We start from the raw sequence: 19,587 nt of genomic DNA, 5'->3' as shown, positions 1-19,587 counted from the left end.
CGACTGCTTATTGGTCTCTCCTGCGAAGGCTCTCGTATGACGGTTTACGAATCTGATATCCCGGGCGTGGGGCGAAAGTTCGAACTCGAACTCAGTGGTGGGGCGCGACTCATCACCCTCATCCACCACGACGGCCGACGAGAGGTGTTCTACCGACCGAATCAGGATGCAGACAGCCAAAAGCTGTTCGACTTAGACAGCCAGCGCGCCCGCCACTTCGGTGCGATTCTCGAAGGCGCGTACTTCGAATCCGTGGCCGTCGAAAACCTCTCTGTCCCGCTCGGAAACGCCATCATCAACTGGGAAGCGGTTCCCGAGAACTCGCCACTCGCCGGAACCACGCTCGCCGATTCCGGCATCCGCGCGCACACCGGGGCCTCCGTCATCGCCATCCAACGCGCAGAGGACACCATCCCGAACCCCGACCCCGAGACGACGACCATCGAACCCGGCGACTACCTCGTCGCCCTCGGCACGCGCGAACAGGTCACCGCGCTCAACCAACTCCTCTCGGCCGGGGCTTAAGATGGCGGCTGCGTCAGCCGGAAACCTCCTCCTCGAAGCAGGCGTCGTGTTCGCCGTCCTCGCCATCGGTGGCAGCGTCGCAAGCCGGTTCGGCCAGTCGGTGATTCCCGCCTACATCCTCTTTGGCATCCTCATCGGCCCCTTCGCGCCCGATATCGCGGGCCAGTCGCTCACGCTCATCGAGACGCGGGAGTTCATCAGCCTGCTCGCGGAACTCGGAATCGTCTTCTTGCTCTTTTTCATCGGCCTCGAATTCAGCTTCGACCGGCTGATACAGGCGGGTCGCAAGCTCGGTATCGCCGGTGGCGTCGATTTCGTCGTGAACTTCGGTATCGGCATCGTCGCCGGGTTCGCCCTTGGCTTCTCGCTGCTTGAGACGTTCTTCCTCGCAGGAATCGTCTACGCGTCTTCGAGTGCGATTATCACGAAAACGCTCGTCGACCTCGGGTGGATTGCAGACCCCGAGAGCGAAACCATCCTCGGCGTGCTCGTCTTCGAAGACATCATCCTCGCCGTCTATCTCGCCATCCTCACCGCCCTCGCGTTCGGTGACGGCGGCCTCGCCTCCATCGGCGCGTCGCTCGCGCGGTCTGGGGCGTTCCTCGTCGTGCTCGTCGCCCTCGCTGCTCGCGGCCAGCCGCTCGTCGAACGCCTGCTCGACGTACAATCGTCCGAATTGTTCTTGCTCCGCGTGGTGGGTGCTATCGTTTTCGCCGGCGGGCTTGCCCTCGCTTTCGGCGTGAGCGAAGCAGTCGCCGCCTTCTTCATCGGCGCGGCGTTCGGCACGACCTCCCACGCCCACCGCATCGAACGCATCATCTCCTCCGAGCGCGACCTCTACGCCGCCGTGTTCTTCTTCTCGATTGGGCTCGGCACCGACCCTCGGCTCTTGGCGACGGTCGCTGTGCCCGTGCTCGTGCTCGTCGTCTTGACCACTGCGAGCAAACTGCTCTCGGGCTACGTGAGCGGCCAGCGATACAATCTCGGTCGTCGTCGGTCGATTCGTGTCTCACTCGCCATGATTGCCCGCGGCGAGTTTTCGCTCGTCGTCGCTGCCATCGCCGCCACGGCCGGGGGGTCGCTCGTGTTGAGCGAGACGATTCCCGCGATTGGCGTCGGCTACGTGCTCGTCATGAGCATCTTGGGGACGATGGCGATGCGCTATTCAAAGACGGTCGAGCGATGGCTCGGGGTTGCTGTCTGAGGAACCGACCACACACCGCCCGTTTTTCCGCGATTCGACACCCGGCACGCTCGTACAGAACGGGCTGTAGTTGAGTCGATACACCTGTTCGTCACGGCGCAGATAGTAGCCAGCCGCCGTGCCGTCGTAGCGTGGCACCTCGGAGAGCGCGTCGGTCATTTCGGCGTACTGGCCGCGATTCAGCGTGACCATCTCTTGGGGATTCTCTGCTGAGACGCGCTGGAGCGTTGACTGGAGGATGACGACCTCGGAGACGCGCTCGTCTGCCATCGCCACCACGGTCGCGTCTTCCGGCGGGTCGTCGGCCCACCGGACGGTTAACTTGCCGCCTTCGATGCCTTCGAGGTTGAGACAGCCCGCTGTCGCCGCGAGCACACCCGTCGCTACCGCTTTCAGCGCAGAGCGTCGCGTTTTCGGGGTGGTCATAGCCGACAAATTTCACCGCCTTCACAAGAAGATTACTGCTTTCAGAGCAGGAACGACAGATTCTGCACCGCACTCGGCAGGTAGGTGAGCGCGAGGTACATCGTCACCGCAGAGCCGAGTGGAATCGTGAGGTTGTCGTCGATGACGTACCCCGCGATGACGGGTTTCACGCCGTCTGCGATGGTTGCGGCGAGCGCGCCGCAGACGGCGACGAGAAACGGAACCGACCACACCGCGATGAACAGACAGACGCCGAACATCGCGAGCAGGACGTACGCCTGTTTGGCAGCCCGGAGTTCACCGGAGCCGAGAATCCCGCTGATGGGGTCGCCAATCGAGAGCATCAACATGGCGGGAATCGCAATCCGCGGTTCGAACACGAGCGCAACCGCGGTGACGCCCCAGACGTAGAGCGCATATCCTGCCAAATTGTCCTTCTCGTACTCGCGGGTCAGGTCGTCGTAGATTTTCCAGTCGAGGCCGACGATGAGGCGGACGATTTCAAGAAACAACACGACCACCGACCCGGCGACGAGAGCGTAGCCCAACTGCTGCCAGGTGAGCACGCCTAGCCAGTACGAGAGGGGGGCGAAAATGCCCGAGGCGTGGATGAGTCGGCGTTCGATTTCGTCGTCCATCAGAGGTCGTCAAACGAACGGTCGCCTGCGCGGAGCGCGAGCAGGAGTTCGGGGAGATCGGCAATGGCGACGCGGGCCTGGGCGGTCGTGTCGCGTTCACGGACGGTCACCGTGCCGTCTTCGAGCGATTCGTAGTCCACGGTCACGCAAAACGGCGTGCCGATTTCGTCCTGTCTGCGATACCGGCGACCGATGTTACCGGAATCGTCGTACGCAGCGGACAGGCCGTACTGACGGAGGGTGTCTGCGATTTCGTGGGCCTGTTCGCCCATGCCGTCGCGGTCCATCAGCGGGAAGACGGCGACGTTCGTCGGCGCGAGTTCGGGGACGAGTTTGAGGAACGTTCGCTCCTCGCCATCGACTTCGTCCTCGGTCATCGCGTGTTCGAGGACGGTGTGGACGATGCGACCCACGCCGAACGACGGTTCGACGACGTGGGGCGTGATGTGCTCGCCCGACTCGGTCTGTTCTTCGACGGCGAACCCGGTTTTCTCGACGGGAATGGTGTACGCTTCACCATCGACTTCGACCGTTACGTCGTCGCCGTCGAACGCCGAACGGTCGCGGGCGGCGAGCGCTTCGAGTTCTTCGACAATCTGACCAGCCGCAGAGCCGTACTCAGGACCGAGATAGGCCATGTCGGGTTCGACAACGGCGCGTTCGACCGTCTTCGGCTCGTCGTACTGCTTGAAGATGGTGAACTCTTCGCCCGAGTGCGCGCCGTGGTGCGAGAGGTCGTAGTCGCCTCGGTAGGCGAACCCGGTGATTTCGACCCAGTTGCCGTCCAACTCGGCTTCTGCGTCCCAACAGTCGCTCGCGTAGTGGGCGCGCTCGCCCGCGAGGTGCTGACGGTACCGGAACCGGTCCATGTCTACGCCGATGCGCTCGTACCAGCCCGCGGCGACGCCGAGGTAGTAGCCAACCCACGCGCTCTCGATGACGCCCTGTTCGACGGCGTCGCCGATGGTCATGGTCACGTACTCCTGGCCGTCTGCTTGCTGCTGGGCCGCCGGATAGAGCGTCACTTCCACGTCCGCGACGCGGTGGAGCGGTGGCTCGTCCGCTTCGGGGTCGATGAAGTGTTCGAGTTCCGCCTGCGTGAACTCACGCACGCGAATCAGGCCGCGCCGGGGACTTATCTCGTTGCGGTAGGCCGTGCCAATCTGCGCGACGCCGAACGGAAGCGTGTTGCGGGCGTACTCTTTGAGACGGGGGAACTCCACGAAGATACCCTGTGCCGTCTCGGGGCGCAGGTAGCCCGGCGACGACGAACCGGGACCGATGTTCGTGCCGAACATGAGGTTGAACTCTGACACTTCGGTGCCCGCGAGTTTCGCGTGACACGACGGGCATTCGAGGTCGTATTCAGCAATCAGTTCTGCAACCTCTTCGGGCGAGTAGCTCTCTGCTTCCTCGATGTCCGTGTTGTCCTCGACGAGGTGGTCTGCGCGGTGACTCTCGCCACACTCAGGGCATTCGACGATCATGTCGTCGAACCCATCTAAGTGGCCGGAGGCTTCGAACACCGGTTCGGGCATGATGGTCGGTGCGTCGATTTCCTCGTGGCCCTCTTTGACGACGAACTGGTCGCGCCAGGTGTCTTCGAGGTTGCGCTTTAATGCCGCACCCTGCGGGCCGTAGACGTAGAAGCCGGCGACGCCGCCGTAGGCACCCGAAGCGGGGAAGTAGAAGCCGCGGCGCTTTGCGAGTTCCGAGAGTCGTTCTGCGTCAGAGCTCATTGGAGACAGGCGATGAGGAGGTCCATGTCGCGGACGATGCCGATGAGCTCGTCGCCGCTCATGACCGGAATCTGTTCGATGTCTTCGTTGCGCATCAGCTTCGCTGCGTCCTGTGCGGTGCGCCGGCGGCCAATCGTTTTCAGGTCGTCGCTCATGAACTCGCTGACCGGGCCGCTTGGCAGTTCGACGTTGCGGGTCGGCAGATAGCGGTTGCCCGTCGCCTTGATGCCCTCCCACATCCACTCGTCGTCCTCATTGGCGATGGAGTCGCCCGTGCCGTCCTCGCCTTCGACCACGCGTGCGACGTTCAGGATGTCCACTTCGGTGATGATACCCGCGACCTCGGCCTCGTCGTCGAGGACGATACCGTAGGCTTCGTCGGCGTAGGACAGTTCGCGCTCACAGACACGCAGCGGCGAACCCGAAAACACGGTGTTGACGCGGTATTCGTAAAGCTCGCCGACCTCCATCTCACCGGGGGCGTCACCAGCGGCAATGGCGCGAACCACGTCGGTCACGGTGACGATGCCCTCAAGCTGGCCGTCCACGACGGGGATGCGGCGGGCGCCTTCTGCAATCATCAACTCGGCAACGTCGGTGATGTCGGCGTCTGCCTGCGTCGTCGGCACTTCTTCGACGAGCAGTGCAAGCTGGTCTTCGTCCGGGTCTGTAATCAGGGCTTCACGCGAGACGAGACCGCGAAACTCCTCGCCGTCATCGGTCTGCTTGATGACCGGCACCGAGGAAAACTTGCGCTCCTGGAGATATTCGAGCACGTCATCTCGCGTGCCGGGTAACTCCACCGTCACGAGCGAGTCACGCGGCGTCATCGCATCAGAGACTTTCATTGTCTGTTACTTGCGCCATGCAGGTACTAAGTACTTCCACCTTGGGCATGCAGGCCACACCCACGAAACGAACGCGACGGGATAACTGTCACGTCCACCTGCCACGACGACTAAAAATCCCGAAACCCCCTCGTTTCCGCTGGAACCCTTATTCTTCAGACTGCTCTTGCATCGCTTCGACTTCCTCCGCGCTTACGGCCCTTCCGCTCACGTCCGGTTGTTGGTCGCCCATCGCGCCGTAGTGCTGTTTGAAGTCTTCTGCGTGCGGGAAGAACTTGGCCGGGTCGTCGTGTTTGAACGAGCCGAGCATCGTGCCGTCGAGTTTCTGGACGTGGGTGTAGATTTCGCCTGCTTCCATCGCGTGGGAGACGAGGTTGCCCGCATTCCAGAGTTCGTACTGCCCGGCGATGAAGATGGCATTTTTCGAGGGTTCATCGAGCAGTTTGGTGACGAAAAACACGTGGCCGTCCATCTCCTTGCGGAACACGTCGTAGGTCGAGAACTCGCCTGCTTCGAACGTTTCGACGAAGTCGTCTGCGTAGTTGCCGGGGATGACGTGGACGAGACCGAAGCGACCTTTTGGCCCGGCGTCTGGTGGCTCGGTCGCGGTGTGACCCGCGGCGACGTAGTACGCGTTCCAGCCCTGGTCTTCGTACTCTGCGGCCATGGCTTTCATCTCGTCGATGGTGGCCGTCCAGCCGTTTTTCAGCACGTCTGCGTCCTGGGCCAGCCGGTCTGCGTACTCCTGTTGGTCGTCTCCGTGTTCGGGCATACTCGCTCTAGACCGCTACTCCCGGTAAAAGTTGTTGACTCTAGGCACCAATCCCCAAGCCAAACTCCATCACGAGCGAGACGAGAAGCGTCAGGAGGCTTGCGAGAAACAGCTTTGTCGACCCCCGCATCCGGTCGTTTACCGGCAGGGTCGTCCCTTTGAGCGGCGGCACGCGGTAGGTCAGCCGTTCGAAGGGCGTTTCATCCCGACTCGTATCGCTCTCGTCTTTCCACGGCGCGCTTGGCCGCAACTGGAAGGCGGCGACGCCGAAGGCGAGAAAGCCGAGCACGAACAGCATGTTCTTCACGCCCGGCCAGCCGCCGCCGACGCCGAAGCTCACGAGCGCAGAAATCGAGAAGAGGACGAGCGTCACCGCACCGACGTACACCAGCGCATCGACCGCTTGCTGGGTTCGCAGTGACGGCTCGGTGCTCATCGAGCGAAGATGTGTTCGTCTAAGTACTCAGACGGTTCCTGATACTCGGCTTTGTGGCGATGACACAGGCTCAGGCGGCCCGACTCGCTCACCGAAAGCTGTTCGGGTTTGATGATGTCTGCGTCGCCGTTTGCGCGCTGTGCGTCTTCGGGGACGACGCCGTCACAGATGCTGCCGAACTCCGCGCGAAGGTAGGCAGCGGCGTCTTTCTCATTGCCGCTTGCGACGAGTTCCTCCGCTTCGGTGAGGTGGGTGCGAATCTCCGCGGGAACCTCGAGGTCGCCAAACACCTCGCGGTTTATGTCCTCGATGTTCGAAAACCGCGTCTCCATGCCGAGGACTTCGCGGGCACGCTCACCAATCGACTTGTCTGCGCGCGTGCGCTCGCGGACGATTTCGCGGAGCAACTCGATGCCACCCCACACCTCATCGTCTATGTCTTCGTACTTCGGCGGGCGAATCTTCGTCGGACACCGCGTGCTGAACGGACAGCCCTTCGGTGGGTCACGCGGGCTGGGTGGCGTCCCACGGAGCGTGATGCGCTCGCGTTCGACCGTCGGATTCGGGTCTGGAATCGCAGACAGCAACGAGAGCGTGTACGGATTCGCTGGGTCGGTGAACAGCTCTTCTGTGTCGCCAATCTCCATGATGTGTCCGAGATACATCACCGCGGTTCGGTCACAGATGTGACGCACCACAGAGAGGTCGTGGGCGATGAACAGATACGTCAGCCCGAACTCCTCTTGGAGGTCTTCGAGCAGGTTCAGAATCTTCGCCTGCACAGATACGTCAAGCGCCGAGACCGGTTCGTCGAGTACGACGAACTCCGGTTCGAGCGCGAGCGCGCGGGCGATGCCGATGCGCTGGCGCTGGCCACCGGAGAACTGGTGGGGATAGCGGAAGTAGTGCTCCTCGCGCAGGCCAACGGTTTCGAGCAGGTTTCGCACCTTATCCCGGCGGTCGCGGGGCGTGCCAATCTCGTGTACGTCGAGTGGCTCGCGGATGATCTCCCCGACCGTCATACGGTCGTTGAGGCTGGACTCTGGGTCTTGGAAGACAATCTGGGCGTTGCGCCGCCAGTTTTTCAGGTCGGAGCCAGACAGCTTCGTGATGTCCGTGCCCTTGTACTTGACCTCGCCACCGGTCGCCTTCTCTAAGCGAACGAGCGTGCGGCCAAGCGTGGTCTTCCCACAGCCGGACTCGCCGACGAGACCGAGCGTTTCGCCTTTCTTGATTTCGAAGTTGACGCCGTCAACTGCTTTGACGGGGTTCCCACTGAACAGCCCGCTGCTCTCATAGTAGGTCTTTAATTCGTTAACCTCGACCAGCGTCTGGCCCGTTGCGACGGTCGTCTCGAACTCACTTGCGGTTTCACTGCTCATTGTTCATACACCTCGCTTCGCGCGCGGTGGGTTTCGACTGCGTCCTCCCGCGTCCCGTCCTCGGGATACAGGAGACAGGCGGCGGTGTGGTTGTCTGCCGATTCGTGAATCGGGACCGACACCGGGTGGACCGAGTTACACTCATCGAACGCCTTCGGGCAGCGGGGTGCGAACCGACAGTAGGTCGCTGGTTCGTTCGGCGTCGGCACCTCGCCTTTGATGGTGCGAAGCCGATCTTCGCCCGGATGGCGGCCCGGAATGCTTTCGAGCAGCCCCTCGGTGTAGGGGTGTTTGGGGTCGCCAAACAGCTCTTCGACCGGTGCGGACTCGATGATCTCGCCCGCGTACATCACGTTCACGCGGTCTGCAATCTCCGCGATGACACCCATGTCGTGGGTGATGAACATGATAGAGAGGCCGCGTTCTTCTTGAATCTCCTCTAAGAGTTCGAGAATCTGGGCCTGAATCGTCACGTCGAGCGCCGTGGTTGGCTCGTCTGCGATGATGAGCTCTGGCTTGCTCGCCAGTGCCATCGCGATGACCGCACGCTGGCGCATCCCCCCGGAGAACTGGTGAGGGTACTCGTCAACGCGACGGCGGGCGTCCGGAATGCTCACGGCTTCGAGCAGGCGGACAGCCTCTTCGGTCGCCTCGTGGCCGCGCAGGCCGCGGTGGAGGCGAAGCACTTCCTTGATCTGGTTCCCGACGGTGTACACCGGGTTGAGCGAGGTGAGCGGGTCTTGGAAAATCATCGAGATGCCGGGCCCGCGAATCTTGCGGTACTCGGCCTCGGTTTTCCCAACCAGCTCTTCGCCCTTGAAGCGAATCGACGACCCGTCTAAGATTCGGCCGGGTGAGTCGACGATACCCATAATCGAGCGGGCGGTCACCGACTTCCCGGAACCGGACTCACCGACGATGCCGACGGTTTCGCCTTCGCGGATGTCGAAGCTGATGCCGTCGACCGCGCGGATGACCTCCTTGTCAGTGAAGAACGCCGTCCGCAGGTTGTTGACGTCGAGGACGGGCTCGCCCGTCTCTCGCTGGGTGGACTGTTCGAGTTCGTCCATGGAACTCATCCACCACCACCTCCGGCGGCGGCAGCAGCCTCACCGCCCGTCTCGTCACCAACACCACTTTTGGGGTCGAGTGAGTCGCGGATGCCGTCACCGAGCGCGTTGAACGCGGTCACGACGAGCACGATGAGCAGGCCCGGGATGAGCGAGACGTGCCACGCATCGGTGGTCACGTAGTTCTGTCCGGCGCTGATGGCGCTGCCCCATTCAGGGGTTGGCGGCGAGATGCCAAGCCCGAGGAACGACAGCGCAGAGGTGCCGATGATGATGCCACCGAGCGTCATCGAGCCGTAGATGAGCAGGTAGCCGAGGATGTACGGCAGCATGTGTTTTTTCATCGTCACGGTCGAGCGCTGCCCGTAGCTGCGGGCGGCGTCAACCCACTCTTGTTCTGAGACCTGGAACGCAGGCCCGCGGATCGCGCGCCAGAGGAACGGCCAGCCCGTCCCGGCGAAGATGAGCGCAATCAGCAAGCCGCCGTTGTAGATGCTCGACAGCCAGTGGTCTTGGAACACCACCGAGAGCAAGATGAGGATGAGCAGTTGTGGCAGACTCATGATGGAGTCGCTCGCCACAACCGTTGCGAGGTCAACCAGCCCCTTGTAGTACGCCGTGAGCAGGCCAAAGCCAGCCGCGAGGAACGTACTCAGGCTGATGGAGACGAGGCCGATAAACAGCGACACCCGCGCCCCGTGTACCATGAAGGTAAACAAGTCCTGTCCGGGTGTTGGCATGGTGCCAAACGGATGGAACCTGCCGTATTCGTCGTACTGCCACGGCTGGATGTTCGTACTCCCCGCCCCGCGCGAGGCGGTCATCAGGTTCGCGTCACCGACGAACGCCTCTTGGACGGACTGGGTGTCTTCGTTGAAGTACTTGAACTGATTTTCGTATGGGCGGTCAATGTTCTCGTCGAACGTCGTTGGGCCGAGCGTTGGCGCGAACACCGCCATAATCACGAACAGGAACACGATGATGAAGCCGAACTGGCCCCACCGGTGGTTTTTCATCCGGCGCACCACGTCGTCGCGTGGCGTCCAGTCTGCGTAGCGGTAGTTGTCGCGGAACACCTTGTATCCGACGAGCACCCACGCGAGGAACGTGAAGGCGTAGGTGTAGGTGAGCAACACGCGGATGAGCCACGCCCACTTGGGTTCGAGCCCGAGGAAGGTGTTCACCCACGGACCGTTTGCCGATTCCTGATAGCCTTGATTCGGGATGAGTTCCCGCGAGGTGAGCGTTGGAATCTGTGCGGCACTGGCCGAGGCATCTTTGAATGCGGCAGCGAGCGACGCGCCGGTACCGCCCGGAATCGCAGCGATCACCGACGAGATGAACCCGAGCACGGTCGTCGCAACCGCCCCGAATTCGAGCACGAACAGGAGTGCCATGATGGAACCCCAGATGAGTGCAGGACGCGGGTTCTCCCTGATACGCTGGAGAAGCGGTACGTCTTCTGTTACACTGTTTTGGCTCATTGTTAGTTGTTATCGTAGCCGACTCGTGGGTCGATGACGGTGTACAGGAAGTCCTGCAGGATGTTCACAGAGAGCGTAAGCAGGATGAAGATGTACATGAGCGACCCCACGAGTGGGAGGTCGCCTTGGACGGTCGCGTCGAAGAATAGCTTGCCAATCCCGTTGATGGCGAAGACGGTTTCGACGAGCACGGAACCACCGATGAGCAAGAACGCCTCACCCGTGATGATGGGGACGAGCGGGATGAGCGCGTTTCTGAACACGTGCTTCCAGACGATTGCGCGCCGGGGCAGTCCCTTTGCACGCGCTGTCTCGACGTAGTTCGAGTTGATGGTCTCTAACACCGCCGTCCGGCCAATACGCATCTCGTTACCCATCGAAGACGACCCGAGCACCAGCGCGGCGGGCATAATCTGTTTGACCGCCGCGAGCAGTCGGCTCGGGTCTGAGAGGTTCGTGAGTTCAGGAGAGCGAATGATGTTCGTTTCGACGATCCACGCACTCCAGTTGAAGCCGAACAGAACCTTCTGTGACTGGGTGAGCAGACTCACCAGAATCACGGCGAGCCAGAAGTTCGGCATTGCCCGCCAGACAATCCCTCCGAACGAGGCGATGTAGTCGCTCCAGGTGTTTGGGTGGAGTCCGGCGTAAAAACCGAGCGGGATGCCAATGAAGATGGCAATCAGGACCGACCAGAAGCCGAGCCAGATGGTGCGCGGCGCACGCGTGGCGATGACTTGGTAGACGGTGGTGTCAGGGCTGATGACCCAGGACTGCCCGAGGTTGAAGGTGAACAGGTCCCAGAGGAACTGGAAGTACTGTTCCCAGATGGGCACTGGCTCACCGCTTACTGTTTCGAGGCCGAGGCGGACGGCAATTTCGTGGTATGCTTCTGCAGATCCTGTCGGCCCGAGAATCGACGCGACCGGGTCGACCGGCCCTACCCGGATAATCAGGAAGGTGATGGAGGTCGAGAACACGAGGATAGGAATCGCGAGCAGCACCCGCCGGAGGAAGTAGCTCCAGCGACTCACGATTGGTCACCCCCGTGTCGTTGTGTATAAGTCATAATTAATGCTGTAGGCTATTGTGTGGTTACCTGTTACGGCAATTATCTCTTTCGTTCCCGAAGCACGCTAACAGCGTTCAGCAGTGCGAAAAAACGGAAACGAGCGGGTAGAAATTACTGTTCTTTCCAGGTGCGGTTAAGCATCTGACGCGAGGTCCCCATGCCACCGAACACTGGCACGTGAACGTTGTTGTAGTAGAAGCGCTCGCGGAGGTTGTGGAACGTGTTGACGAACACGACGTCCTCCCAGTTTGCTTCTTCCATCTCGACGTACGCTTCGTTACGGATTTGCTCTGCTTCTTCCGTTGGGGCGCGGTTGTCGAGGACGCGCTGGAAGGCTTCTTCTGCGCGGTCGGACGCCTCGGTGCCGCTCCAGTTCGTGTAGGAGAGTGGCCCCTCTTGGGAGGTGTCCGTGCGTGGTGGGTAGATGAGCTGCAGGAAGTTGTCTGCACCCGGCCAGTCAGCGATCCAGCCGAGGGTGTAGGCTTCTAAGTTGCCGTTGCGACCGCGCTCGAGCATCGCGGCGAACTCTGCCTGCTCGATTTCGAGGTCGATGTAGGCTGCGCCGAGACGACCCTGGAGGATCTCTGCAATCTGGCTCCACGTCTCGGAGGTGTAGTGGGTGAAGGTCAGGCTGTAGCGGTTGTCCTCGCCGTAGCCGGCTTCTTCCATGACCTGCTGTGCGCCCTGTACGTCTGCTTGGTTGTAGCCGTACGGGTAGCTCTCTTCTGCGTGGGTGTTGTACGCGTTCCCTGCACCTGGGTAGATGAGCGGTGGCGTGAGGTGGTACGCCGGTGCGACGCGGCTCTTGAACACCTGCTCTGCGAACTCTTTCTGGTTGGTCACGTAGGCGACTGCCTGACGGACTGGCTTTGGCACGCTTGCCGTGTTGAAGCCGAAGTAGAAGGTCGAAATCTCTGGCACGCGGACGTAGTTGACCGTCTCGCCGTTGCGGACGGGACCGTAGGTACCGATGTCGCGGCCGAGGTCGTCGGTGTTGTCAACGGAGACGAGGCCGGGGTCGTACTGTGGGGTCGGAATGGAGAGGAAGTCGGACTTCTTGTCCATCGACCACTCGTACGCCGCGTTGTCGTCTTCGATGATTTCCCAGTTGACGCTGTCGAGGTAGGCCTTCTCGCCGTGGTAGTCCTCGTAGCGCGTGACCGAGGCGTTCGAACCCTGGTCCCAGTTGCCGAACTTGAACGGCCCACAGCCGATTGGGTTGCTCGTTGCGAATTCGCTGTGTTCCATCTCACCGTCGTAGCCCTCGATGTCGCCAACGATGCCTTCTGGAATGCAGGCGAAGGAGGTGTAGGCGAGCATCGCGAGGGTGGACGCGAATGCCTGCTCAAGCTCGAAGGTGAGTTCGGTGTCGCTCGTCGCTTCCGCGGAAATCGAGCCGGGCACGTAGGCATCGTCGGAGTCGGTCTCGTGGACCATGCCGAGCGAGTCGAGAATGAAGTAGGTACGCCGCGAGTTCTCGGAGGCCGCGAGGCGCTCCCAGGAGTAGACGAAGTCAGCCGCTGTGACCTGCGACCCGTCGTGGTACGTGGCGTCTTTGAGCGTGAACGTATACTGCGTGAAGTCGTCGTTCGTGGTATAGTCTTCTGCGAGGCTCTGGACAACCGCCGTCTCCCCGTTCGGGTAGATCATGAGGTTGTCGAAGATCTGACGAATGACGCGGCCCGACGCCGTGTCTGTGGCCTTGATTGGGTCGAGCGTCGTCATCGTGGAGTTGATGAGGTTGAGGGTTCCACCCGTCTGGGCCTCCATCTCCTCCGTCGTCGTCGTGTCGCCGCCGTCGGTGGTCTCGCCGCCGGTGGTCGTCGTTTCTTCGTCACCGCCACCGCCGGTACATCCGGCAAGTGCCATCGCGGTCGCAGCTGCACCCGTCGCTTGCAGGAAGCGACGTCGGTTGAGGCTGTTACTGTCTGTCATCCATCTGCTCCTTTCCTTTGTTACCCGATAAATTTACCGCTGTTTCGTTGTGGCGTCCCATGCCGTCCGGTAGCACGGTTTTGGTATACTTTGACATGGCATTCAGCACAGATTTGTCTTAACGCTTTTTGGGAATATACCTGTCGTAGGGTAAAATTTGCACTTCACCTATCGCTACCTCCTGAAAGTAGACAGTTCACCCGTCCGCGCGTGCGCTAAGAACCCCGTCGATTAATCGTAAAAGATGATGGCGATAGCCCCGTGACACTCCGTACCGTGCCGTCCCAATTCGGAGCGTTTATATTGTTTGTTATGATATAGCATAGTATGGCACCGGACATTACGGCTCGGTCGGAACCGGTCTTTGACGAAGCCGAGGTTATGGCCTCGGTCGATGAAGCGGGGAGCATCTCCCGACTCATCATTGCCGACATTTGCCGTGATGACGCATGGGTATCGTGTCCGGTCAACAACACCGTGACACTCTCGGCCTGGGCATAACCCACACACCTTCTTTCGACCTTACTACCCGCACACAGACCTGTACATTTTTCATCGCCGCCACCGTGGCGAGCGTATGCACTATCGGGAAGTCTCCACCGCCCGCGAGTTCGTCACTCGCTTAGAGACGGGTGCCGACTGGCGCGAAGAGCTCGAATCCCTCGCCGCCGCCGAAGGCATCGACGCAGCGTTCTTTTTCGGACTCGGTGCGGTGCAGGACGCAGAAGTCTGGTTCTACGACCAGACCGACACGGAGTACTATCCCGTCGAATTCGACGAACCGCTCGAAGTCGCCGCCTGCGTGGGCAACATCTCGTGGCTCGACGACGAGCGCTTCGCCCACACCCACGCCGTCCTCTCGCGGGCGGACGGCGAGACTCTCGCTGGCCACCTCAACGCGGGCACCGTGTTCGCCGGTGAGGTGTACGTGAAAACCTTCGAGGAACCGCTCGAACGAACCTTTGACGACACCACGGAACTCGACCTCTGGCCGCTATGAGGCCGGAAGACGAGCGCTACTTCGAGACGCTCGAAAACCGCTTAGACGATGCGATGGCGCTCGCGACGAAGGCAAAAGAGCAGGGCAACGACCCCAAACCCGAAGTCGAGATTCCGATTGCCAAAGACATGGCAGACCGCGTCGAGAACATCCTCGGCATCGACGGGGTCGCCGCCCGCGTCCGCGAACTCGAAGACCAGATGAGCCGTGAGGAGGCGGCGCTCGAACTCGCCAAAGACTTCGCAGACGGCAAAGTCGGTGACTACGAAACCCGCGAAGGAAAAATCGAAGGTGCGGTCAGGACGGCGGTTGCCCTCCTCACCGAAGGCGTGGTCGCCGCACCCATCGAGGGCATCGACCGCGTCGAAATCGTCCCGAACGACGACGGCAGCGAGTACGTCCGCGTGTTTTACGCCGGCCCGATTCGCTCTGCGGGTGGGACGGCACAAGCGCTGTCCGTGCTCGTCGCAGACTACACCCGCGCGCTCATCGGCATCGACCAGTACAAACCGCGCGACGACGAGGTCGAACGCTACGCAGAAGAGCTCGAACTCTACGACAAAGAGACCGGCCTCCAGTACACGCCAAAGCCCAAAGAGACGAAGTTCATCGCCCGCAACTGCCCCATCTGCTTAGACGGGGAGGCAACCGGCAGCGAGGAGGTTTCCGGGTTTCGCGACCTAGAGCGCGTCGGCACGAACAACCCTCGCGGTGGGATGTGTCTCGTCCTCGGTGAAGGGATTGCCCAGAAAGCGCCGAAAATCAAGCGTTACACCTCCGCACTCGACGAAATCGACTGGCCGTGGCTCGACGACCTCATCGACGGCACCATTGGCAAAGACGACGGGGAGGAGGAAACTGACGAAGAGCCCACAGAGGCCGCAGACGCAGACGAGGCCGAACCCGAGCCGGAACCAGAAGTCGACGGGCCACCGCGCGCCAAACCCAAGACCAAGTTTCTGCGCGACCTGATTGCGGGCCGCCCCGTCTTTTCCCACCCGAGCATGCCCGGCGGCTTTCGCCTGCGCTACGGCCGCTCGCGCAACCACGGCTTCGCAACCGCGGGCGTCCAACCCGCCACGATGCACGTCGTAGACGACTTCCTCGCAACGGGCACCCAAATCAAGACCGAACGCCCCGGGAAAGCCGGTGGGGTCATCCCCGTTGACTCCATCGAAGGCCCCACGGTCAAACTCGCAAACGGGGACGTGCGCCGCATTGATGACCCCGCAGAGGCGCTGAAACTCCGCAATGGTGTGGTCGAAATCTTAGACCTCGGGGAGTACCTCGTCAACTTCGGCGAGTTCGTCGAGAACAACCACGAGTTGATTCCCGCGTCGTATGTCTACGAGTGGTGGATTCAGGACTTCGAGCACGCGGGCGCAGATGTCCAAGCGCTCGCAGACGACGCGCGCGTAGACGTAGAACACCCTGACCCAGCCCAAGCGCTTGCGTGGGCCGAGGCGTACGACGCGCCACTGCATCCCGACTACACCTACCTCTGGCACGACCTCACCGTCGAGCAGTTCGAAACGCTCGCAGACACCGTTTCGCAGGGGTATCTCGATGACGGGGCGCTCTACGTGCCGAACACGGACGACGCGAGACAGGCGCTCGAATGGCTCCTCATCGAGCACTCACAGGGCCCAGAGGAGATTCGCATCCCGACGTGGAAACCGTTCGTCGCGTCGCTCGGCCTCAGCGAGGAGTTAGACAAACAATGGGACGACCTCTCTGCTGAATCCCGAAAATGGCCAAATGCACACAAAGCCGTGAACGAAGTCGCTCCGTTCACCCTCCAAGAACGCGCGCCGACCCGCATCGGGAACCGCATGGGGCGGCCCGAAAAATCGGAAAAGCGCGACCTGAGTCCGGCGGTTCACACCCTGTTCCCGATTGGTGAGGCCGGGGGCAATCAGCGCTCGGTTTCGGAAGCCGCGAACCACTTCGCCGACCGCAACGCCGTCCGCGGCGAGGTCGAAGTCACCGTAGGCAAGCGCACCTGCACCGCCTGTGGCGAAATCACGTTCAAAAACAAGTGCCCGAAGTGCCAGAGTGCGACCCAACCCCAGTACGAGTGTTGGAGCTGTGAAATCGAGGTCGAACCCGACGAAGCAGGCCGTGCAGAGTGCCCGCGCTGTGGCAAGGAAGCCTCCAGTGAATGGCGCCGCCCGGTCAACATCCGCGAGGAGTACCGCAACGCCCTCGATAACGTGGGCGAACGCGAGACCTCCTTTGACATCCTGAAAGGCGTGAAAGGCCTCACATCGAAACATAAGACGCCCGAACCGATGGAGAAGGGCATCCTCCGGAGCAAAAACGGCGTCTCCGTGTTCAAAGACGGCACCGTCCGCTACGACATGACCGACCTGCCCGTCACTGCCGTCCGCGCGGACGAACTCGACGTCACCGCCGACCAACTGCGCGAACTCGGCTACTACGAGGACATGAACGGCGACCCCCTCGAACACGACGACCAAGTGGTCGAACTCCGGGTGCAGGACATCGTCCTCTCAGACGGCGCGGCAGAACACATGCTCCGCATCGGCGGCTTTGTCGATGACTTGCTGACCCAGTACTACGACCTCGAACCGTTCTACGAGTTCGAAGACCGGCAGGATTTGGTCGGCGAACTCGTTTTCGGGATGGCTCCCCACACGAGTGCCGCAGTCGTCGGCCGCGTGATTGGCTTCACGAGTGCGGCAGTGGGATATGCACATCCGTACTTTCACGCGGCAAAACGGCGGAATTGCTTCTACCCGACGACCAAGGTTTGGTTCGCGGACGAAGCAGGCGAGTGGCACTACGACGAGATTAAGTCGCTTGTCGAGGAGCGTCTCGAAAATCCACGCGAGGACGACTTTGGGACGCTCGTTTCGGAACTTGATGGTGACGTGTTCGTGCCTTCGGTGACTGATGAGGGTGAAGTCGTTCGAAAACGGGTTGAAGCAGTCTCGAAGCACCCCTCTCCTGACCATCTGATTCAAATCGAGACGCGCAGTGGACGAGAGCTAAAAGTCACGCCGGAACACGAAGTCCAAGTTTACGACTTCGATAATGATTCAGTGACCGGCAAAAAGGCACTGGAACTCTCTACTGATGACTGTCTTGTTACACCAACGCAGTTGAATCTGGAAACTCGTTCCACTACAAATCAGAAATTCGACCTTTTATCCGAATTTCTTGAAATCGACTCAATCGACAATAGTTGTTTGATGATTCATGGTTTAGAGAAAGATACGCTCTATCAGGTATTTGAAGAGAATCTATCTGGCCAGTGGGATGGTGAGTTCTATGCTCTCAAAACCACAGCAAAGATTCTCGGTATCAACCACAAAACACTGAGTAACTATTTATACCGTGAAAGTTTCCCTGCTGACCTTCTCTGCGAAATTCTTGGTTCTGAACAAGCGCTGTTAGAGTTCGTCCCAGATGATGTGATGCTTGGGATGAAGCGAGATACAGCGAAGATAAAACGGACTGTTGAATTAACTGAACGGCTTTCGACTCTATTAGGATATTATACAGCAGAAGGTTTCGCAAGAGAACAGGAAACTCCAAAAGGACCTATTCATCAGACAACTATCTGCGGAACCGAAATACAGGCGCGTGAATTCTTCATTGACGCTCTTGAGCAAGAATTTGAAGTCAATCCCTACAAAGAAAATGAGGCCAAAGTCACCGCTTCTGGCCGTCTGTTACGCACTTTCTTCGACTCAGTTATTGAAGCAGGAATCTTCGCTCATACGAAGCGTGTCCCACAATGCATATTTGATTCAACAGACGAAATTGTTGCAGCCTACTTGAGAGGATACTTCAGTGGAGATGGTCACACAACCTCTAACTATCTCTCCGTTCAGGCAACTACTGTAAGTTTAGAACTCACTGAAGATCTTCTTGCTCTGCTAACCAAACTCGGAATCAAAGCTCGGGTTGACCGCAAGCCTCCTGTAAAACTCTGTGAAAAATTCCCAGATTTCTATTCGATAGACGATTCACTGACATCCCGACCTTCGTTTGTGATCATGATTTCTTCAGAAGATGCACGAGAATTTGCATCGACTATCGGATTTCATCTCACTCGAAAACAGGAGATTCTATCTCGGGTTTCAAATTCCACTCAAATATCCTCCCGTCGAGTCTTCGATGGTGGCGACTCTGATGTCCTGATAGAATCTATTAGTAGCGTCCAAATTCTTGAAAGCGATGCCGAATATCTCTATGATATCACCGTTTCTGACACCCACTCATTGATTGCCAATGATCTTGGGGTTAAGCAATGTGACGGGGATGAAGATTGCGTCATGCTCCTCATGGACGGCCTGCTCAACTTCTCGAAGCAGTACCTTCCGAACAAGCGCGGCGGCCGCATGGACGCTCCGCTCGTCATGTCCTCGCGCATCGACCCCTCGGAAATCGACGACGAGGCGCACAACATGGACATCGTGGACCGCTATCCCCGCGAGTTCTACGAGGCGACCCGCGAGATGGCAGACCCCGGCGACGTGGACATCAAAATCGCCGAGGCAAATCTCGGGACCGACCGCGAGTACACCGAGTTTCGCCACACCCACGACACCTCGAACATCGCGCTCGGCCCTGACCTCTCTGCGTACAAAACGCTCGGGTCGATGATGGACAAGATGGAGGCGCAACTCGAACTCGCGCGAAAGCTTCGGGCCGTCGATGAAACCGACGTCGCAGAGCGCGTCATCGAGTACCACTTCATGCCCGACATCATCGGCAACCTCCGGGCGTTCTCCCGCCAGAAGACGCGGTGTCTCGACTGCGGCAAGAAGTTCCGTCGCTTCCCGCTCTCTGGTGACTGCAACGAGTGTGGCGGCCGGGTCAATCTCACTGTCCACGAAGGCTCCGTGAAAAAGTACGTGGACACCGCCATCCGCGTCGCAGACGAGTACGGCGCACGCGAATACACCAAACAGCGTCTCGACATCCTCGACCAGTCGATTCGCTCGGTGTTCGAGAATGACAAAAACAAGGCGTCGAAGATTTCTGATTTCATGTAGAACCTTTTTCCGGCGGGGGGTCGCGTTGC

Annotated in this window: 16 protein-coding genes; 5 read left to right on the top strand and 11 right to left on the bottom strand. The window is 60.1% G+C overall.

The genetic code is table 11. The annotated features are described in order from the left end of the window. The first annotated feature begins 36 nt into the window (after positions 1-36). Positions 37-525, top strand: a complete 489-nt coding sequence (locus tag V5N13_RS08595; RefSeq protein ID WP_336360434.1) for a cation:proton antiporter regulatory subunit — start codon at positions 37-39, stop codon at positions 523-525. Between the two features lies 1 nt (position 526). Further along, positions 527-1,729, top strand: coding sequence for a cation:proton antiporter (locus V5N13_RS08590; protein WP_336360433.1), 1,203 nt, complete (start codon positions 527-529; stop codon positions 1,727-1,729). Here V5N13_RS08590 and V5N13_RS08585 read toward each other — a convergent pair. From V5N13_RS08585 to V5N13_RS08535, 11 genes are all read right to left on the bottom strand, one after another. Next, on the bottom strand, positions 1,691-2,155 hold the full coding sequence (locus V5N13_RS08585) for a hypothetical protein (protein ID WP_336360432.1): 465 nt from the start codon (positions 2,153-2,155) through the stop codon (positions 1,691-1,693). The two genes, V5N13_RS08590 and V5N13_RS08585, sit on opposite strands and share 39 nt — an antisense overlap. 41 nt (positions 2,156-2,196) lie before the next feature. Further along, entirely contained in the window at positions 2,197-2,793 is a 597-nt protein-coding gene (locus tag V5N13_RS08580) for a diacylglycerol/polyprenol kinase family protein (RefSeq protein ID WP_336360431.1), read from the bottom strand. Further along, on the bottom strand, positions 2,793-4,532 hold the full coding sequence (gene glyS / locus V5N13_RS08575) for a glycine--tRNA ligase (RefSeq protein WP_336360430.1): 1,740 nt from the start codon (positions 4,530-4,532) through the stop codon (positions 2,793-2,795). The genes V5N13_RS08580 and glyS overlap by 1 nt, the downstream gene beginning before the upstream one ends. Then, on the bottom strand, positions 4,529-5,380 hold the full coding sequence (locus tag V5N13_RS08570) for a CBS domain-containing protein (protein ID WP_336360429.1): 852 nt from the start codon (positions 5,378-5,380) through the stop codon (positions 4,529-4,531). The genes glyS and V5N13_RS08570 overlap by 4 nt, the downstream gene beginning before the upstream one ends. 148 nt (positions 5,381-5,528) lie before the next feature. Then, positions 5,529-6,152: a DUF7529 family protein gene (locus tag V5N13_RS08565; protein ID WP_336360428.1), complete on the bottom strand. Its 624-nt coding sequence runs from the start codon at positions 6,150-6,152 to the stop codon at positions 5,529-5,531. Between the two features lie 40 nt (positions 6,153-6,192). Then, positions 6,193-6,588 carry a DUF7555 family protein gene (locus V5N13_RS08560; protein ID WP_336360427.1) on the bottom strand — a complete coding sequence of 132 codons (396 nt, stop codon included), beginning with the start codon at positions 6,586-6,588 and terminating at the stop codon, positions 6,193-6,195. Then, positions 6,585-7,970, bottom strand: a complete 1,386-nt coding sequence (locus V5N13_RS08555) for an ABC transporter ATP-binding protein (RefSeq protein WP_336360426.1) — start codon at positions 7,968-7,970, stop codon at positions 6,585-6,587. Before V5N13_RS08555 ends, V5N13_RS08560 begins: the two co-directional genes overlap by 4 nt. Then, positions 7,967-9,049 carry an ABC transporter ATP-binding protein gene (locus V5N13_RS08550; RefSeq protein ID WP_336360425.1) on the bottom strand — a complete coding sequence of 361 codons (1,083 nt, stop codon included), beginning with the start codon at positions 9,047-9,049 and terminating at the stop codon, positions 7,967-7,969. Before V5N13_RS08550 ends, V5N13_RS08555 begins: the two co-directional genes overlap by 4 nt. After that, complete coding sequence (locus V5N13_RS08545; protein WP_336360424.1) at positions 9,046-10,524, bottom strand: ABC transporter permease; 1,479 nt, start codon at positions 10,522-10,524, stop codon at positions 9,046-9,048. Before V5N13_RS08545 ends, V5N13_RS08550 begins: the two co-directional genes overlap by 4 nt. A 2-nt stretch (positions 10,525-10,526) precedes the next feature. Continuing rightward, on the bottom strand, positions 10,527-11,558 hold the full coding sequence (locus V5N13_RS08540) for an ABC transporter permease (protein WP_332897485.1): 1,032 nt from the start codon (positions 11,556-11,558) through the stop codon (positions 10,527-10,529). 149 nt (positions 11,559-11,707) lie between these two features. Next, complete coding sequence (locus V5N13_RS08535; RefSeq protein WP_332897484.1) at positions 11,708-13,531, bottom strand: ABC transporter substrate-binding protein; 1,824 nt, start codon at positions 13,529-13,531, stop codon at positions 11,708-11,710. A 327-nt stretch (positions 13,532-13,858) separates the two neighbouring features. Between V5N13_RS08535 and V5N13_RS08530 the strand changes: the two genes are divergently transcribed. From V5N13_RS08530 to V5N13_RS08520, 3 genes are all read left to right on the top strand, one after another. Further along, complete coding sequence (locus tag V5N13_RS08530) at positions 13,859-14,032, top strand: DUF7556 family protein (RefSeq protein ID WP_332897483.1); 174 nt, start codon at positions 13,859-13,861, stop codon at positions 14,030-14,032. A gap of 76 nt (positions 14,033-14,108) precedes the next feature. Further along, the gene (locus V5N13_RS08525; RefSeq protein ID WP_336360423.1) at positions 14,109-14,531 is read left to right on the top strand and encodes a PPC domain-containing DNA-binding protein; all 423 of its coding nucleotides are present in this window, start codon (positions 14,109-14,111) and stop codon (positions 14,529-14,531) included. Then, positions 14,528-19,558: a DNA polymerase II large subunit gene (locus tag V5N13_RS08520; protein ID WP_336360422.1), complete on the top strand. Its 5,031-nt coding sequence runs from the start codon at positions 14,528-14,530 to the stop codon at positions 19,556-19,558. Before V5N13_RS08525 ends, V5N13_RS08520 begins: the two co-directional genes overlap by 4 nt. Positions 19,559-19,587 lie beyond the last annotated feature (29 nt).

The organism is Haladaptatus sp. ZSTT2, from assembly GCF_037081775.1.
Lineage (GTDB): Archaea > Halobacteriota > Halobacteria > Halobacteriales > Halococcaceae > QDMS2.
This window is presented reverse-complemented; position numbering and strand designations above follow the sequence as displayed.

Bases quoted from the DNA above. Each gene is read 5' to 3' on its own strand.
- V5N13_RS08595 (WP_336360434.1), top strand. From the start codon at position 37: ATGACGGTTTACGAATCTGATATCCCGGGCGTGGGGCGAAAGTTCGAA.
- V5N13_RS08590 (WP_336360433.1), top strand. From the start codon at position 527: ATGGCGGCTGCGTCAGCCGGAAACCTCCTCCTCGAAGCAGGCGTCGTG.
- V5N13_RS08585 (WP_336360432.1), bottom strand. From the start codon at position 2,155: ATGACCACCCCGAAAACGCGACGCTCTGCGCTGAAAGCGGTAGCGACG.
- V5N13_RS08580 (WP_336360431.1), bottom strand. From the start codon at position 2,793: ATGGACGACGAAATCGAACGCCGACTCATCCACGCCTCGGGCATTTTC.
- glyS (WP_336360430.1), bottom strand. From the start codon at position 4,532: ATGAGCTCTGACGCAGAACGACTCTCGGAACTCGCAAAGCGCCGCGGC.
- V5N13_RS08570 (WP_336360429.1), bottom strand. From the start codon at position 5,380: ATGAAAGTCTCTGATGCGATGACGCCGCGTGACTCGCTCGTGACGGTG.
- V5N13_RS08565 (WP_336360428.1), bottom strand. From the start codon at position 6,152: ATGCCCGAACACGGAGACGACCAACAGGAGTACGCAGACCGGCTGGCC.
- V5N13_RS08560 (WP_336360427.1), bottom strand. From the start codon at position 6,588: ATGAGCACCGAGCCGTCACTGCGAACCCAGCAAGCGGTCGATGCGCTG.
- V5N13_RS08555 (WP_336360426.1), bottom strand. From the start codon at position 7,970: ATGAGCAGTGAAACCGCAAGTGAGTTCGAGACGACCGTCGCAACGGGC.
- V5N13_RS08550 (WP_336360425.1), bottom strand. From the start codon at position 9,049: ATGAGTTCCATGGACGAACTCGAACAGTCCACCCAGCGAGAGACGGGC.
- V5N13_RS08545 (WP_336360424.1), bottom strand. From the start codon at position 10,524: ATGAGCCAAAACAGTGTAACAGAAGACGTACCGCTTCTCCAGCGTATC.
- V5N13_RS08535 (WP_332897484.1), bottom strand. From the start codon at position 13,531: ATGACAGACAGTAACAGCCTCAACCGACGTCGCTTCCTGCAAGCGACG.
- V5N13_RS08530 (WP_332897483.1), top strand. From the start codon at position 13,859: ATGGCACCGGACATTACGGCTCGGTCGGAACCGGTCTTTGACGAAGCC.
- V5N13_RS08525 (WP_336360423.1), top strand. From the start codon at position 14,109: ATGCACTATCGGGAAGTCTCCACCGCCCGCGAGTTCGTCACTCGCTTA.
- V5N13_RS08520 (WP_336360422.1), top strand. From the start codon at position 14,528: ATGAGGCCGGAAGACGAGCGCTACTTCGAGACGCTCGAAAACCGCTTA.